General features: G+C 50.0%; 20 protein-coding genes. 8 read left to right on the top strand and 12 right to left on the bottom strand.

All coding sequences use genetic code 11. The features are described 5' to 3' along the window. Window positions 1-10: 10 nt before the first annotated feature. The 8 genes from NZM05_11495 to NZM05_11460 all read right to left on the bottom strand — a co-directional run bounded on the left by NZM05_11495 (window position 11) and on the right by NZM05_11460 (window position 6,196). Window positions 11-877, bottom strand: a complete 867-nt coding sequence (locus NZM05_11495; GenBank protein ID MCS7014237.1) for a hypothetical protein — start codon at window positions 875-877, stop codon at window positions 11-13. Window positions 878-890: 13 nt separating this feature from the next. Beyond that, the gene (locus tag NZM05_11490; protein ID MCS7014236.1) at window positions 891-1,343 is read right to left on the bottom strand and encodes a helix-hairpin-helix domain-containing protein; all 453 of its coding nucleotides are present in this window, start codon (window positions 1,341-1,343) and stop codon (window positions 891-893) included. Window positions 1,344-1,450: 107 nt separating this feature from the next. Next, window positions 1,451-2,842 (bottom strand): aminopeptidase P N-terminal domain-containing protein, encoded by a 1,392-nt coding sequence (locus NZM05_11485; protein ID MCS7014235.1) that lies wholly within the window; start codon window positions 2,840-2,842, stop codon window positions 1,451-1,453. Window positions 2,843-2,898: 56 nt separating this feature from the next. Continuing rightward, the gene (locus NZM05_11480; GenBank protein MCS7014234.1) at window positions 2,899-3,801 is read right to left on the bottom strand and encodes a PhzF family phenazine biosynthesis protein; all 903 of its coding nucleotides are present in this window, start codon (window positions 3,799-3,801) and stop codon (window positions 2,899-2,901) included. 188 nt (window positions 3,802-3,989) lie between these two features. Next, complete coding sequence (locus NZM05_11475; GenBank protein MCS7014233.1) at window positions 3,990-4,568, bottom strand: hypothetical protein; 579 nt, start codon at window positions 4,566-4,568, stop codon at window positions 3,990-3,992. Between the two features lie 21 nt (window positions 4,569-4,589). After that, a complete protein-coding gene (locus NZM05_11470; GenBank protein MCS7014232.1) occupies window positions 4,590-5,216 on the bottom strand; it encodes a hypothetical protein in 627 nt (208 codons plus the stop codon). Further along, complete coding sequence (locus NZM05_11465) at window positions 5,213-5,797, bottom strand: sigma-70 family RNA polymerase sigma factor (protein MCS7014231.1); 585 nt, start codon at window positions 5,795-5,797, stop codon at window positions 5,213-5,215. Before NZM05_11465 ends, NZM05_11470 begins: the two co-directional genes overlap by 4 nt. 123 nt (window positions 5,798-5,920) lie before the next feature. Next, window positions 5,921-6,196, bottom strand: coding sequence for a hypothetical protein (locus NZM05_11460; GenBank protein MCS7014230.1), 276 nt, complete (start codon window positions 6,194-6,196; stop codon window positions 5,921-5,923). A 153-nt stretch (window positions 6,197-6,349) separates the two neighbouring features. Here NZM05_11460 and NZM05_11455 point away from each other — a divergent pair, with 153 nt between their 5' ends. The 7 genes from NZM05_11455 (at window position 6,350) to NZM05_11425 (ending at window position 11,523) form a co-directional block, all read left to right on the top strand. Further along, on the top strand, window positions 6,350-6,796 hold the full coding sequence (locus NZM05_11455; protein MCS7014229.1) for a pyridoxamine 5'-phosphate oxidase family protein: 447 nt from the start codon (window positions 6,350-6,352) through the stop codon (window positions 6,794-6,796). A gap of 12 nt (window positions 6,797-6,808) precedes the next feature. Then, the gene (locus NZM05_11450; GenBank protein ID MCS7014228.1) at window positions 6,809-7,174 is read left to right on the top strand and encodes a YciI family protein; all 366 of its coding nucleotides are present in this window, start codon (window positions 6,809-6,811) and stop codon (window positions 7,172-7,174) included. Window positions 7,175-7,388: 214 nt separating this feature from the next. Then, a complete protein-coding gene (locus NZM05_11445; protein MCS7014227.1) occupies window positions 7,389-7,616 on the top strand; it encodes a hypothetical protein in 228 nt (75 codons plus the stop codon). 58 nt (window positions 7,617-7,674) lie between these two features. Further along, on the top strand, window positions 7,675-8,304 hold the full coding sequence (locus NZM05_11440) for an NADPH-dependent F420 reductase (protein MCS7014226.1): 630 nt from the start codon (window positions 7,675-7,677) through the stop codon (window positions 8,302-8,304). A 52-nt stretch (window positions 8,305-8,356) separates the two neighbouring features. Continuing rightward, window positions 8,357-9,706, top strand: a complete 1,350-nt coding sequence (locus tag NZM05_11435; GenBank protein MCS7014225.1) for an amidohydrolase — start codon at window positions 8,357-8,359, stop codon at window positions 9,704-9,706. A 24-nt stretch (window positions 9,707-9,730) separates the two neighbouring features. Beyond that, window positions 9,731-10,708, top strand: coding sequence for an ROK family protein (locus NZM05_11430; protein MCS7014224.1), 978 nt, complete (start codon window positions 9,731-9,733; stop codon window positions 10,706-10,708). A 56-nt stretch (window positions 10,709-10,764) separates the two neighbouring features. Continuing rightward, a complete protein-coding gene (locus NZM05_11425) occupies window positions 10,765-11,523 on the top strand; it encodes a class I SAM-dependent methyltransferase (GenBank protein MCS7014223.1) in 759 nt (252 codons plus the stop codon). A gap of 5 nt (window positions 11,524-11,528) precedes the next feature. Here NZM05_11425 and NZM05_11420 read toward each other — a convergent pair whose 3' ends face one another. Together NZM05_11420 and prmA are read right to left on the bottom strand one after the other, a co-directional pair. Continuing rightward, a complete protein-coding gene (locus tag NZM05_11420; protein MCS7014222.1) occupies window positions 11,529-12,452 on the bottom strand; it encodes a Ppx/GppA family phosphatase in 924 nt (307 codons plus the stop codon). Continuing rightward, a complete protein-coding gene (prmA, locus tag NZM05_11415) occupies window positions 12,449-13,315 on the bottom strand; it encodes a 50S ribosomal protein L11 methyltransferase (GenBank protein MCS7014221.1) in 867 nt (288 codons plus the stop codon). Before prmA ends, NZM05_11420 begins: the two co-directional genes overlap by 4 nt. Before the next feature lie 30 nt (window positions 13,316-13,345). On the opposite strand from prmA, the gene rsfS reads away from it, so the two are divergent. Next, a complete protein-coding gene (gene rsfS / locus NZM05_11410) occupies window positions 13,346-13,915 on the top strand; it encodes a ribosome silencing factor (GenBank protein MCS7014220.1) in 570 nt (189 codons plus the stop codon). On the opposite strand, the gene NZM05_11405 is transcribed toward rsfS, so the two are convergent. Then, complete coding sequence (locus NZM05_11405) at window positions 13,912-14,970, bottom strand: ferrochelatase (GenBank protein MCS7014219.1); 1,059 nt, start codon at window positions 14,968-14,970, stop codon at window positions 13,912-13,914. The genes rsfS and NZM05_11405 overlap by 4 nt on opposite strands. Before the next feature lie 143 nt (window positions 14,971-15,113). After that, window positions 15,114-15,512, bottom strand: coding sequence for a 6-carboxytetrahydropterin synthase (locus NZM05_11400; protein ID MCS7014218.1), 399 nt, complete (start codon window positions 15,510-15,512; stop codon window positions 15,114-15,116). Between the last annotated feature and the right edge of the window lie 30 nt (window positions 15,513-15,542).

Raw genomic sequence — 15,542 nt, 5'->3', positions numbered from 1 at the left:
GGCAACGCGCCTAAGATGGTAAACTCATGGCTTTTACTGCGCAGCTAATTGCTTTCAGATACGTTTCAGGCTCGCCGACTTGTGCACTCACTACAAAATTTTTAGGCAAACTGGCGTGCAAGATGGTTAAACCAGTTGCTTGGGCAATGAATGAAATTGTCTCTTGAGTGGCGGCGCTCCCAACCACGCTAATCGGGCAGGGTGAGGGCAGTTGCTGAATCGCTGAAAGCGCAAAATAAGCAAGGTCTGTATCGGCGTTCAGCGGAGTGAAAGAAAAGGTCTCGAAATTCGGCATGAGCATTGTGCTAAGCGCCACATAATTCGGCTCCAGTTCAAGAATCGCAGCACGCGTTTGAGGATTAAGCTGCAAGTGATGCAACGAGATGTGAGCTACATCAATCAGGTTGATGGCTTTGCGCGTAGGCAACAGCAAGACCTTCAGGCGAGTTAAGTACCGTGCGGGCATAAATAGCAGCACATAGCGATCGAAGCGATCGGGCTGCGCACTGCTAACTTGCACAGATTGCCAAACATAGTTGTCAGGCTCACGCAGAAAGAGCGCAGCTTCGTGGCGGCACTCTTCTTCAAAAATCTCAGCATCTAACTGCTTTTCTAACTGGATGGGTAGGGCTTTGATGCCAGTCAGATTTAAGCAAACTGCAACTTTCTGGGGCGAGAGTTTGGTTAAAAGTTGCGTGAGTTTCTGCGTAACCTCAGAGACCAACTTGGGGTGACCTTTGTCAAGTAGGTCTGCATAAAGGTCGGCGTTGAATGCTAATTCACTACACTCCTGCACATGATACCACCCACTCTCGCCACGATTGACGAGTGCAAGGCAAATTGCCGTTTTCTCGAAGGAAATTCCAATTTGGGACATTGAACAATTGGCTTTATTCCAGAGTTAAGTGCGCTTTAAGCGTGCGCAGTCGAGCAGGTGTAATGCCTTTCACCTCCAAAAGCTCATCGAGCGAATGCAATTTGCCACCCTTGTATGCACGAAAACGTATGAGCCGATCTGCGAGCACAGCACCAATATCTGGCAAGGCTTCCAACTCTTCCTGAGTCGCTGTGTTGAAGTTGAGCTTTCTTTGGGGCGCTGCATGTCGGACCGTATCTGTCTGGCTTTGCTCGTAAAGCTGCGCCTCAGCGGCTAACAAGCTATCAGGTTCATTGCCAAGCAAGAGTTCCGTTTGTGCTTTCTCAACCAGTTCTGCTCGCTCTGCGTAGCCCCAAAAAAATTTGAGCGTTACTCCTGCTATGAAAAGCAGCAACGCTCCGCTCACCATCAAGACCTCGGCACGCAGTAACCCTAATCGTGTGGAGAGACGATTCAGCCAATCCATCTTCGCTCTTCATCGCAATAACCCCTAAGTGCTATGGGCTGAGCCTAATATCGCAAAAATTCTGGTGCTGCCAATCGGGGGATAGCAGCGTGGCAAGCTGCCAAGCACTAAGGCGAAGTAGGCAGCGCAAGATTACCCAAACCTCTCTGTTGCATCAAGGTTTCAATCGCATCGGGGTTTTTGGGCAATGCTGCCGAAAGCACACGCGGCCCATCTTTGGTAATAAGTACGACATCTTCAATGCGCACACCGATATTCCACCACTTCCTATCGCAGAGCGACCCCTCCGCAATGTAGATGCCCGGTTCTACGGTGATAACTTGATTTTCACCGAGCGTGCCGAAACTGGGGTCATGCACATCTAAGCCAACATGGTGACTGGAACCGTGCATAAAGTAACGCCTGTAGTCTCTGCGGTCTTGAATGATGCCCAGTTTCAATAAACCGTCTGCAATCACCTCAACGGCTTTAAGATGCGGCGCATGAAAAGGGTTGCCTGCTCTGCATTCTGCAATAGCCGCCTCTTGCGCCTTCAAAACCAACTCATAGATGGCACGCTGTTCAGGACTGAACTTGCCGCTGACAGGAATAGTGCGCGTCACATCTGATGCATAACCTTCATATTCACCAGCCATATCCATCACCACGAGTTCGCCGCTCCGCATTTTTTTGCGCACCGCATCGTAATGCAAAATCACGCTGTTTTCGCCAGAACCAACGATGCTTGGATAGGCCGTGTAAGCACAGCCCATCCTTTTGAAGACGTACTCGGCGACTGCAGCCAGCTCATACTCATACATATCAGGTTCGCACGACATGATCGCTTGCAGGTGTGCCGCAACCGTGATATCCGTAGCTTTCTGAATGAGGCGTATTTCTTCGGGCGATTTGGTAACGCGCATCTTGGCTAAAATCGGCAAAGCACTCTGCACAATAAACCCGGCCTGCTTGAAAAGCTGCTCAGTCGAAAGCTGTGCAGTAGGAATGGCAGAGCGGTTACGCAGGTGAGTATTTGGAAAGAGCACAGTCGTAAATGCCGTGCGCTGCTCCTTTGCAAAGCGTGTCAAAAATTCCTCGAGTTTATCTATCGTCTCCGTCACCTCAACTTGAAGGGTCTGGCGAGCCCCTGCTGCACCAAGTCGGCGCCCTGTCCAGATTTCCTCGCTGGGGTCGCGTGGTTGCACGAAGAGCACCTCACGCGTCATTTGCTGCCCGACCACGACAGGTGATTTGAAAAGAATGAGCACTGAAAATGGCTCTGGGCAACCAGAGAGGTAGAATAGCGCATTGTCTTGCCGGTAGGGGTAGTAGGTGTCATTGATACGTGTCTTAGGTTCAGCAGCAAAAAACAGTGCCAGAGAGCTATCTGGCATTTGCGCAATAAAGTGCAATCGCCGTTGCTTATAAAGTTCTGGCGAAATAGCAAGCTGAGTTTGTGCAAAAATCAACTCTGTGCAGCCTGCCGCCACAATGCCAAGCAAAATAATGCACCTACGCATAGTGCATACACTTAATAGATGATTAGGTCACACCTTGCACTGGAGAAAAGCTGGGTTTAGATGTAGAGTTCCCCATTCATTACGGTAACGGCGTAGCCACTAATCCAGAGCTGCTGGACAGCACCGTTCTCGACCTCAATTTCTGCCCAGACACGTCCGCCGCGACCCATTTCATAGCCTTGTTCTAAGGTTACGGGAATGCGTCCTTCACCCTTGATGCGACCGTTTTGATAAAGATAGACTGCCAGTGGACCTTGTGCTGAGCCAGTAACGGGGTCTTCATTGATGCCAAGAGCGGGCGCAAAAAAGCGTGAGTGTGCAGCGCTGGTTGCATACTTTGTGTCGGTCGTAAAGACACAGAAACCCGTGATATTATGCTTTTGCGAGAGGTTTCTAAGGTCAGTAAAGCTGGGTTTCATCTTCAGGAGTGGCTCGCGGTTCACGAAAGGAATGAAGATATAACCATTGTTAGCAAGCCAAACAGGCAGAGAGTGGTCAAGTAGTTCAGTGGGTACAGAAAAGGCTTGGCAAAGCTCAAACTTTTGACCTTTGTAAGGTGTGAAAGTGGGCAAAGGCAAGCCCATTGTAACGCGCACGGTGCCGTTCTGCTGCTGCACGCGAATGGGGAGAATGCCGCTGCGGGTTTTCACACGCAAGGTGCGTTCGCCTTCATGCCCTAAATCGTAGAGTTTTACTTCTGCCAAGGCGTGAAAGGCAGCGACCGTAGCATGGCCGCATAAGTCTACTTCGGTAGTAGGGGTCATCCAGCGCAGTTCTAAGTCGTAGGAGCCATCTTTAGGTGGAATCACGAAAGCCGTCTCAGAGAGATTGAGTTCGCGCGCCAGCAGATGCATCTCTTCGTCTGTGAGCCCTTCGGCATGCATAATCACTGCGGCAGGGTTGCCTGTGTAGGCACGGTCAGTGAAAGCGTCAATGTGTTTGAACTTGTAGGTTCTCATTGTCATCTTGGAATTGCGATGAATGTCTGACGACTGTTAGCTGCAAAGGTAAGCATCTTTAGCGTAGGCGAAAAGTGCTGTGGGGGCGTCGCTGCACTGATAGCCCTGTCACTGAAAAGGTGCAGAGGAAGGTCAGGAGGGATCACTTTGCGCCAAACGATTCACTTGCAGGATGATGAGGCCTCTGCCTAACGAACCATTGGTCGTGTGGTGTCAGGGCGCTCTCGGCGCATTAAGCGATTCAGGTCATCCAAAAAGTCGCGCTCAAAGAGCATAAGTTCGGCAAGCTGCTGAGCGGTCAGCACCTCACGAAATTCTTTGGCATATTTGGAGAAAAGCCCGCTCATTTCGGTACGTGTTGCAAGGATTTTCTCAACCTGCTTATCAAGCTCACTATCAGGTGCTTTTTTGGCTTCCAGTTCACGAAGTTCACGCATCTGTGCGTGTAATTGCTCAACTTTGGCAAAATACTCGTCTTGATAACGGTTGTATTTGGGAAAAAAGCGTATAGACTGCTCTTCGGTCATTTTCAGGCGGTCAGTCAGTTTCCAGATACGCAGTTGCCGCAAGCGAGCAATGAACTGCGCACGCCGTTCAGGAGACATTTGCTCGGGTGAGCTGGGTGGCTCAATGCGCGGTCGACTATGACCTTCACGCCATCGTTCTCGCTCTCTGGGTGGCGCAGCGGGAACAGGCTGTGCCATAAGTTCAGCAGCATCTGCCCACAGTAAGAACCCTATCAGGAAAAGAAGACATCTCACCTTCATTGTTAGAATGCTGGATAAGGGTTACAGTATTTTCAAAAGTGCTTCAACCTCTTGCTTGGAAAGCGTTTTGAATTCTGTGTCGTCGGCAAAATCATATTCGATTGCTTCAATGAGATATGAAGCGTCCTCTTCGCTGAGGCTGATGAGCAAAGCCTCAGGGCTGTAGTATGCAGCGTATTGGATTGTCGTGGTAAGTGCCACCGTAGCATCTGTTTGTGTGGATGAAGCAGATGGCACGGGTAGACGCGCAACCTGCTGGTCTAACCGCCAAATCGACAGGACAAGAAGCAAGCCAATCGCAACACCCGTCAGAGCACCAGCAAGTTCATAGCGGCGTTCTGTCAAGAAAAAGTCTTTCAGCCAAGCACTGAGGCGTAACCAAAGTGGCTGCTGCCTTGCTCGAAGTCGTGCGGCGACCTTATCGGCAAAGGTCTCAAAGTAGAAAGGGGGAATGGTTTTCTGAGACTCTGCCAGCTTTGACTGTGAATACGCTTGAACTTTCAACCACACCACACGCAGCGCCTCGTATTCCTTGCGGAACTCGGCATCTGATGCAAGAAGCTGTTGCAGTTCTTCTGAAATGTGGTGCGGGGTTTTCCCTGCGATGAAATCAGGTAAATAATGTCGCAAGTGTTCCTTCGAAGTCATCGTTTGTCCTCCGTTACCGTTCTTGTGGCGCGAAGCCGCGCTTTGAGATACGATTCAATTTTCCGAAAGGCATGAAAGTAATTTGCCTTCAGTCCGCCGACACTTGTGCCTAAAATGTCGGCGATTTCTTCATATGACAGCTCATCGTAGTAGCGCATCATAAAAACTTGCTTTTGCTTTTCGGGCAGAGCCGCAATAGCTTCGGCAATAAGCTCCTTTTCCTCATTTTGCTCTACGATATAGGTTGGCTCAGCCTCCGCTGAAGCAGGCTTTTCTAAAATCTCATCTATGGAGACGGCTTTGCGGACTTGGCGAGCGCGTAAAAAGTTGATGGTTTCGTTCATCGCAATTCGATAGAGCCACGTGTAAAACTCTGCATCGCCCTTGAAGTCGCTGAGGCCGTCATAGACCTTTAAAAAGACATTTTGCGCCACATCATCGGCATCTTCGTGCGAATCCAGCATGCGCCGACATATCCAGTAGACCTTCTCTTGATATCGACGCACCAGCTCTGTAAAAGCTTTTTCGCTTGCTGCACCGCCTTGCTTAAAAAGAGCAATCAGTTCGGCATCGGACTTCATGGGTCGTCTGCGGTACAGTTTCAATTAACATTAGCGCACAAAGATGCGTCATTTTGGGTGTGCTTAACTTTTCCAAATTGTCAGACAAGCAGGAAGGGAATCAGGTTTAATCTCTATTGACAGCTACTGCGGTGGGTCGTCCTCACGCACCCCGCCGTGCAAGCGAATGTGCGGATACTGCTCAAAACTGCGTTCAAGCCACAGCGAGCCATCATTTTGAGCTTCATTGCGCAGAACCGTTAGGCGATTTTTGGCCATCGCAATCACTTCTTCAGCAAAAGCCAGATTAACTCTGTCGACTTGCAAAGCCGTATCGTCGTGAAGCTTAGAACGCAGGCTGTGAACTTTTTCGAGCAAAACCTCGCCAATGAACTGCAAAAGTTGAAGGTCGTATTCCATAGCGCATGAAGTTACGCTACAAAGATACACAAGCAGCAAACCATCGCTAAGTTGCTGATGGCGACGCCAATGAAACGAAATAACCACAGGAATTGTATTGCTAACCGACCGACGGGTCGGTCAATTGTTTCAACCACAAAAACACATCGTTCAATGGTCTCTCAAACGGAAATCAAGCAAGTGATTCTGGATATTCTCCAAAGCAACAATGCTATTACGATTGCCACGACAGGTGGCGAATACTCACCGTGGGTGTTAGGCGCATACTTTGCGTCTAATGACCTAACGATTTACCTAATGCTGGAAGTAGCGGGCAAAACCATGGCAAACTTACGCAAGAACCAGAGCGTAGCGATTCAAATTTCGCAGAACGATGCAATGAAAGATTTTCTGCAAGCCTACGGCACGGCCACTGTTTTGCCAGAGTCGGAGCGGGAGAAAGTGATGGGAATGCTCCAAACCAAAATGCCATGGTATCAACTCTACACACCTTGCTTGCCAGTGCGCTTGGATATGAAGAAGTGGTTTGTAACATCGCTGTCGCGCCAGTGGCTACCTGCACGAGTGTTAGAAGCTGAAACTGTAACCGCTGAACCCTAAACCTCTTTCCCAATGAAGTATTTTGTTGTTCAGATGACCTGCAATGAAGGTCGCGCTCCAGATGTGATGAAGTATGCAGGCGAGCACATTAAGTGGATGCTGGAAAACATTCCAAAGAAAGTTTTTGTGGTCGCCGGCCCTTTCGTCAATGAAAAGGGTGAGTTTGACGATGGACTTTGCATTATGAAAGCCGAAAGCAAAGAAGCGCTGGAGGCGCTCCTAAAAACCGATCCCTTCTACACGCGAGGCATTCGCAGTTTCACGATTCGACAGTGGGACTACCACGTGGATGAAGGGGGTTACCGTATTGACTTCCCGCCACATCTGGCAGAGGCGTGGGGCGTGACGGCAACACCAACTCAGCTGCGGATTGCCTAAGGCAGAATCTGGCATATGTTCTTTGGCTTGCCTTGCATTCTTCCATGCCGCTAAGTAAGCTTAGCGGCATTTTTATTGCGTGAGAGTAGACCGAAGCGCAGGCATACAGCTTTAAGTTGCTGGAAAAAAGCGCCAGAGCCTTTTGCCAAATGATTGACTGGCCTTCGTGAATCGGCGAGAACTGCGTAACTTTGTGTTAATAAATGCCGCATCAATGAAGCCAGTGTATAGACCCAATTTTGAGAAATTTCTTGACACCCTCACGCCAGAGCAAATGATGTTTTTAGGCTCACTAATTGAGCAAGACATACAAGCCCAAGACTACGCCAATATGGATTACCTTGCTGATTTGATTTACGAGCGCACGCGTCATCTAAATCACCAAGAGCTGCAGCAAGCGGCACTGGAGCGATTCTTCGATAAATTCTTCCCGCTCACCTAAGAGAGTGGGAACGCAGCCCGAAGCGGGTTTGAACCAAGACAGCAAGCACAATTTGCCGATGAAAATAGGAATTCTGGGCACAGGGAATATGAGCAGCCGACTGGGGAAAATCTGGTTGGCAAAGGGGCATAGTGTCTTCTTTGGCACGCGCTCTATTGAGAAAGCCGCACAGCTTAGGATTGATATGGGAGAACGCGCCGAAGCAGGCCGGTATGAAGATGCAGCGATGTATGCAGAAGTAGCGTTTCTGGGTGTGCCATGGAGTGCTGCAGAGGAGACCGTGCACTTAGTGCGTCATGCGCTGCGTGGCAAGGTTTTGATTGACTGTACTAACCCGCTGTCGCCAGACTTCTCGTCGCTGGTTGTGCCAGCTCATACATCTGCCGCGGAGATGATTCAAAGCTGGCTGCCTGAAACAAGTGTAGTAAAAGCCTACAACACAATTGGCGCAAAAGTGCTGGCGCAACCTCTCTACGATGGAATAGCTGCAACGGGGTTTTACTGCGGCAATGACGCTGAGGCAAAAGCCAAAGTAGCGATACTCATTCAGGATAGCGGCTTCGACCCAGTGGATTGTGGGACACTGTCGCAAGCACGCCACTTGGAGACGATGACGCTACTTTTCCTCAATTTGGCATTCAAGCAAAAGATGGGCAGCGAGATTGCGTTTAAGCTCCTCAGACGCTAACTTGCTGCAAACTTTGCAAATGCAAACAGGAGAGCAAACACTGAAACGAGCAATGCATAAACGGTGCATAAGCATACTTGGGGCAACGCTGATGCTGGCGCTGAGTGCTGTGCAGAGCATCGCGCAAACGGTGACTTATTCGGCTGCTCTATCTCCACTGCCACCTGCTGAAGCGCGCCAAAAGCTCATTGAGCAAAAGGTGTTGGCGATTGAGCCAAAGGTAATTGCATGGCGGCGTGACCTGCATCAAAATCCAGAGCTATCTAATCGAGAATTTCGCACAGCAAAAGTTGTGGCGGAACATCTGCGAAGTCTTGGGTTAGAAGTTAAAACAGGCGTGGCACACACTGGCGTGGTGGCAGTGCTGAGAGGCGCAAAGCCCGGCAAAGTAGTTGCCCTGCGTGCAGATATGGACGCCTTGCCTGTAACTGAAGAAACAGGGTTGCCTTTTGCCTCCAAAGCTAAAGCAATTTACAACGGTCAGGAAGTAGGCGTGATGCATGCTTGCGGCCATGACTGCCACACGGCAATTTTAATGGGCGTAGCAGAAATTCTTGCAGGAATGAAAGATGAACTGCGTGGCACGGTGAAATTCATCTTCCAGCCGGCTGAAGAAGGTGCGCCAGAAGGTGAAGAAGGTGGTGCAGAGCTAATGATTAAGCAAGGCGTGCTGGAAAACCCAAAGCCTGAAGCCATTTTCGGCTTGCACGTCTTTGCAGGGTTAGAGTCGGGCAAAATTGCGTTTCGCCCAGGTCCGACGATGGCAGCGGTAGATAACCTTGAAATTACCATCAAAGGACGACAAACACACGGCGCTAAGCCGTGGGCTGGCATTGACCCCATTGTAGTCGCATCACAGGTTATCTTGGGCCTGCAAACTATCGCCAGCCGCCAAGTTGATGTGACGGCAGAACCCTCCATCATCACAGTTGGCAGTATTCGTGGGGGCATTCGATACAACATCATTCCCGATAGTGTGCATATGCTGGGCACCATTCGCACCTTTAACGAAGAGATGCAAAATGACATTCACGAGCGCATTCGTCGCACTGCAGATATGATTGCAAAGAGCGCAGGTGCGCACGCTCGAGTAACCATTCGCAAGCTCTACCCTACCACGCATAACGACGAAGCCCTCACAGCAAAGATGATTCCCAGCCTTGAGCGGGCAGTAGGCAAAGAAAATGTAGTGCTGAGTGCAAAGCTCACGGGTTCTGAAGATTTTTCCTTCTATCAGAAAAAAATTCCGGGCTTTTTCTTCTTTGTGGGTATTACGCCCAAGCAGGACTTGAAGACTGCTGCCTCAAACCATTCGCCACGCTTCTACGTTGATGAGTCAGCGTTGAAGGTCGGCGTCAAAGCAATGCTGCAGGTAGCGCTGGATTACCTTGAGTTACCGTAATGCAGTGATAGATAAACTCCCTCTATGGAGCCATTTGCAATTGGGGTGGATTTGGGCGGCACAGCTATTAAGGTGGCTTCTGTCTCCCAAAGCGGAAACCTGCTCTGCAGTAAGGAACTTCCAACCGAAGCAGAAAAAGGGCCAGAGGTTGTGATAGAAAATATGCTCGAGGGCCTCACGACGGTGCTAAGGGAGACACTCAAAGCCCAACCGCTGAGTAGCTTAAAAGGTGTAGGCGTCGGCGTGCCCGGCGTCGTCAGCTTGGACGGTGGCACGATTAGCTATCCACCAAACCTGCCCGGCTGGACCGTCGTACGGCTGGGCGAAAGGCTGCAGACCGAGCTTAAGCGACGAGAAGGCTTGCAGCTACCTGTCTTTGTAGAAAATGATGCAAATGTCGCCGCACTGGGTGAGTCCGCATTTGGTGCAGGGAGGTTGCTCAATGATTTCGTAATGATTACACTGGGCACGGGCGTGGGAGGCGGTATTATCCTGAACAAGAAAATTTATCGCGGCACGACGGGAGCAGCAGGCGAATTAGGGCACATCACCGTTGACTACCGCAGCGAGCGTATCCACGCGGGGATTCGTGGCTCAATCGAAGGCTTGATTGGGCAGAGACGCATCGTTGAGTATGCCCTGTCGCAGCTATCGCAAACTCCCTCTCCCATTTTGCACGAACTCTGCGCTGGAAATTGGGAAAACTTGACCCCCAAGCTGCTATGCCTTGCTGCAGAACGAGGCGACAAAGTGGCACTGGACACTTGGCAGTTCGTAGGGGAAGTCTTAGGTGCAGGCTTGGGCACAATTGTCTCTATTTTGGATATCCGCAAGTTTGTTGTCGGAGGCGGTGTATCAGGCGCAGGTGAACTGATTCTGGCACCCACGCGCGCCCAGCTGTATCGCTTTACCTTGCACACAATGCATGAGGGACTTGAAGTGAGACTGGCTAAGCTCGGCAACCGTGCAGGAGTGATGGGTGCCGCAGCACTCTGTTTCTGATGTAACGCAGATTTGCATCACTTGGTTGTATCTTCGCATCTGCAAAGCATAAGGCTATGACGGACACCGCTTCAGCATCCATAGCACCTGAACTCACTCAGCTCTATCGACACTACGGCACCTTTGAGCAAGCTCTGCATGCGTTGAACACCCACTTAGGGCCGCTCATTGGCCTAACAGTACTGGAAGCGGGCTGTGGGTCGGCATCGCATCTTGCGCTGCAGCAGTGCATCGTGACAGGGATTGATATTTCACCGTATCAACTTGAGCGAAATCAACATCTCTCGGAACGCATCTGTGCAGACCTGCATCAATACGACAATCCGCAGTGGTTGGGCGCATTTGACCTAATTGTGTGTTGGGACGTCGTAGAGCATCTGCAAAATCCCAAAGCAGTCATTGCAAAGTTCTTTAAGTGGGTTAAGCCTACAGGCAAAGTCGTATTGGCGTATCCAAATCCGCAAATTTGGAAAGGGGTGGTTACCAAATACTCGCCCTACTTTGTGCATCAGTGGTTTTATCGCCTTGCATCAGGCACGCCGCTAAGTGCAAGCAAGACAGACCAAGGTCCGTTCCGCACCGTATTTGCTACGGATATTAAGCTCAAGCCGCTGCTACATCTCGCCGCACAGTACCAACACAAGGTAGAATTTTTCATCAGCTACGAGTCGTATCAAAATCGATTTGTTAAGCGATTTTTACCGCATCGGTTTGTAGATGCGATGAATTGGCTCTTTTTGGGAGAGCTAAGAACGGTGCTGGATATTTCTGCCACCGATTTTATCATCGTGCTTTCGCCTTGCAGCATAGGCTAAGTATGTCAGGCTACCTTGCGCCACTCTCGCAGTGCAACGCCGTAGCGCAGCCCTTGTGTGCTGACTGTAATTGCCTTCGCACCGAAAAGCCGCATAAATTGATGCAAAATGAGCGTGCCAGCTAAAATTACGTCGGCTCTGCCCTGCTCGACGCCCATCTGGATGATTTCTTCGGTAGAGGTCTGCGCAAAGAGTTGCTGCAAGCGATGTATGTCCGCATATTGCATCACCGTGCCGTGTATCTCAGGTGAGAAGTGCCTAAGTCCCTTGCAGAGCTGACCGAGTGTTACAATTGTGCCTGCAACGCCCACAACCATCTCGCGTCCCTCAATGAATTTCGCCAGTTCTGAGGCAAGCACTTCAGTAATAAAACGCTTTGCTGATTGTAGTTCATCAGGCTGAGGTGGAAGATGTCGAAAGAAGCGCTCGGTGATACGCACAGAACCGATGTCAAGGCTAATCTCTGCTTCAATGCCTGTGTGCGACCCAATCACCAGTTCTGTGCTGCCACCGCCAATATCAATCACCATAAATGGTTCAGGAAGGTGCGTCCAGCCTGCGACAGCGCCGAGAAACGTCAGTTCCGCTTCTTCTTCGCCAGAAAGCACTTCAATCTGCAGACCTGTTCTACGCAAAACACTTGCTATCACATCAGTGCGGTTGTGGGCGTCGCGCATTGCGCTGGTCGCAACCGCCACAGTTTTTTCTGCATGGTGCTGAGCAATAACCGCTTTGTATTGCAAGAGGCAATCAATGAGCCGTTCAATTGCGTCAGCTTGAATAGTGTTCTGGCTATCGACGCCTTTGCCTAAGCGAATAATTTCTTGCCGATTCAGTAAAGTATGCAAGCTACCTGTGCCTGCGTCACGCTCAGCGATAAGCAAAAGAGCTGTGTTTGTGCCAATATCAATAGTTGCAATGCGGTTCATTGTGTAAGTGGTTGAAGTAGGGCGCAAAGCCATTCGCCCTCTGTTGTAAGATGTGCGATTGAGTAAGGTGTATTGCGTAATCTCTGTTGCAGCCAGCTATGGTCGTATTTCAAAATGCCTGAGACAATAAGGCGAGCCTGCGGCACAACTTGTGCGAGTAAAGTCAATAGCGTATCCAAAACTGTGCGGTTCAGGTTTGCTAAAATAAGTGTGTAGCGTGTTTCAGCACATAAATGCGGGAGTGCAGTCAGTGCGTCCAGCTGGCGCACTTCGATATTTGCACATCGGTTGACGGCGATGTTTTCACGAGCATTTTCGACTGCCCACTCGTCATTGTCTACTGCAAGGATTGGCAAAGTGTTACCCAGCTTGCGTGCAGCAATTGCCAGCACACCTGTGCCTGTGCCAATGTCAAGCACACGGTCGTTGGGCAAAAGTGAGCGCTCAAGTTCGCGAAGCACAAGTCGTGTGGTTTCGTGGTAGCCTGTACCAAACGACATCTTGGGATTAATCTCTATAATCAATTGTCCATCTTGGACAGGAAGCGTTTTTCCGGATTGAACAATCGCAAGTCGCTGAGAGACGACAATCGGTTGCAGTGAGGCTTCCCACTCAGCATTCCAGTTTCGGTCTTCAAGGTAGCGGATACGTAGCTCAGCAGGACGCTGAGTAAGGTGCTCGAGCACTTTTTGCGTGGCAATCTCTTTTTCCGCATTCCACTGTTCGCTTAGCAAGTAGGCATAAAGCGTATCCTCTTCTTCGCGAAACGCATCATAGCCGAGAGAATGTAAAAGCCCAACAGCCGTCTCAAGATGCTCTTGACCGATTACGCTGGAAACTTCTACAAATACCTTTTTTTGCATACCGCAGGTAGAGTATATTTCGGAAAAAGTTTGAAATCTAACTTTACTCGCTTGGCAAAGAAATCTGCATCGACAAAGTCGGCTCATCTTTCTGCGTCGTCTTCACAAGCAGCGTCAGCACGCGCCTTGAAAAAAATGGAGGCTGGACAGCGTGCATCGTCTCCAAGGCGTCCCGCAGCTCGCACAAAGTCCAAAGTCAGAGCAGCTGAGCCGACCCCTACGGTCATTGAAATTAGCGACTCAGAGCGCTTAGCCCGTCGCATTGCCGAACTGGCACTTACTAAGAAAGCTACTGACATTACGCTTTTAGACGTGCGCACGCTGTCAGACGCTATAGACTTTTTCGTAATCTGCTCAGCCGATTCAGATCGACAGGCTAAGGCAATTTGCGATGCAATCTACGAAGGCTTGCTGAAAGACGGTGAGAAACCGAACCACCTCGAGCTACGTGAGCTGACTTGGATTGTAATGGACTACATCACTGTGGTTGTGCACATCTTTCTTAGAGAGCGACGCGCATTCTATGCCCTTGAAAAGCTCTGGGGTGATGCCCGATTCATTCATATCAAAGATGAAGCAGACCTGATACCAAAACCTTAGGTTATAAACGCAGGATTCGGTGCAGGCGAGCGCTCTGACAAAATCTGTATGAATGCTTGAGTGTCCAAAAGCTGCGTGCTGGTGAGGCGCACACGCGCCGCCAGCCAGTTAATAAAATCAGGTGAATCGTTTAGGCAAGGCACATATTGCATAGGGTAACCAGCAGCTTGCACTTGCAAAATTGCTTCCAAGTCTGCTTCGCTGTTGTCGGCAAGAAAGCCAAACGGAAAGATAACCACTTCGTCAATCTGCTCTGCTTTGAATTCTTCTAAGGCGCGTTCCAGCGTCTCAGGCATCCAGGTGCCCCCAAGTCGGTGATTTAACGCACCTAATTTGATGCTACTAAACCGATTTCGGCTGTCACATTCAATCGCTGCCTTGAGCCTTTCGAAGAAAGCAAGTGTTTCTCTGTAGCCTGTGTTGAATTTTGGTATCTCCCCATTGCGGTCTCTCACCAGCGTGCCGTGTGCGACCAGTGCCAACCCGACTTTCTTTGCCGTGCTGGGCTGCCAGTGCTCGAAGAGATGATTCAGTGAAAGCTGAATAAAGTCGGAGTTGTTCCAAAGGTGCTTGATGACACGTACTTTGGAAAAAGCGGTATCGCCCAGGTGCTCCAGAGTGAGGTAACAGCCAACGCCGCAAGCGAAATCTGACTCAATAGGGATCATTGGTAGTAGCACGATACCATCGCAAGCCGTGTGAAGTGCCGTGAGCACATCTTCGAAATAGGGTTCTGTGAAGTAGTATGCATCTTTAACGATAAATTCCACGTCTGTTTGACCGACTTGCATACCCGTCTGCAGAGCCTGCGCTAAAGCTTGTGCCTGTGCACGGTTGATAGCTGAGAGCTTTGAGCGGTAGCGATGTTTGGTCCATTCTCGCTTTCGCTTGAGACTGCGCATCAGCGCAATGAAGGCTTTGAGCGGAAAGGGCAAATTGGCAATGCGAGAGGTGATAAGGTCTAAAATGCGCCATGAGTTCGGAAGCAGAGTGCGAAGCGAAAGCTGCTCAACTTCGCCAAAAGTGGTAACTAGAACGCCAATTTTTTTCTTCATTTTTCACGACCTCCGACTGCAAGCAAGCTGCAGTCGCTGTGTTGACGAGACAGACGATGCTCTCTAAACGACGTGTCTGGTTAGAGAGTTTGAGATAGCAAAATTTTTTTGACCAAAACAATTTTCTGTGGCCGATGAAACGCTTATGCCTGCGGCGCTATAAGACTGCGCGTGCGTCGCACAGAGCCCCACTCGAATCCATCTGGCTCGCAAATCGCAACCTCGACCGAAGCCAGCTGCAGCGTCGGGTTATGTGGCAAGAACTCCGCTTGCAAACAAGCATCAAATGCAGAAAAAAGGTAGTCACTGAGCGTCTCGCAAGTCGGAGCAGCTTGTGCTACTGCAGGGAGTGCTGCATTTTCATTCAGGAACGTGTTGTGCAGCGGCAAAAGAATTGCGTCGAAGGCACTGCGAATTTGCTGCAAATTAACAATCATGCCATTTTGCGGCTCACCGGAAATGCTCACATCAACCCGCCAAAGATGCGGATGCGGTTCTTCCCGCACCGTCAGTGAATGTGACGCTATGAACTTAAATTTCATACAGAGTTCAGTTCTCACAGCTTGCCTCAA

The organism is Chloroherpetonaceae bacterium (genome assembly GCA_025056565.1).
Taxonomy (GTDB): domain Bacteria; phylum Bacteroidota; class Chlorobiia; order Chlorobiales; family Thermochlorobacteraceae; genus Thermochlorobacter.
The sequence above is the reverse complement of the archived record's forward strand: the minus strand, read 5'-3'. Positions and strand labels throughout refer to the sequence as shown.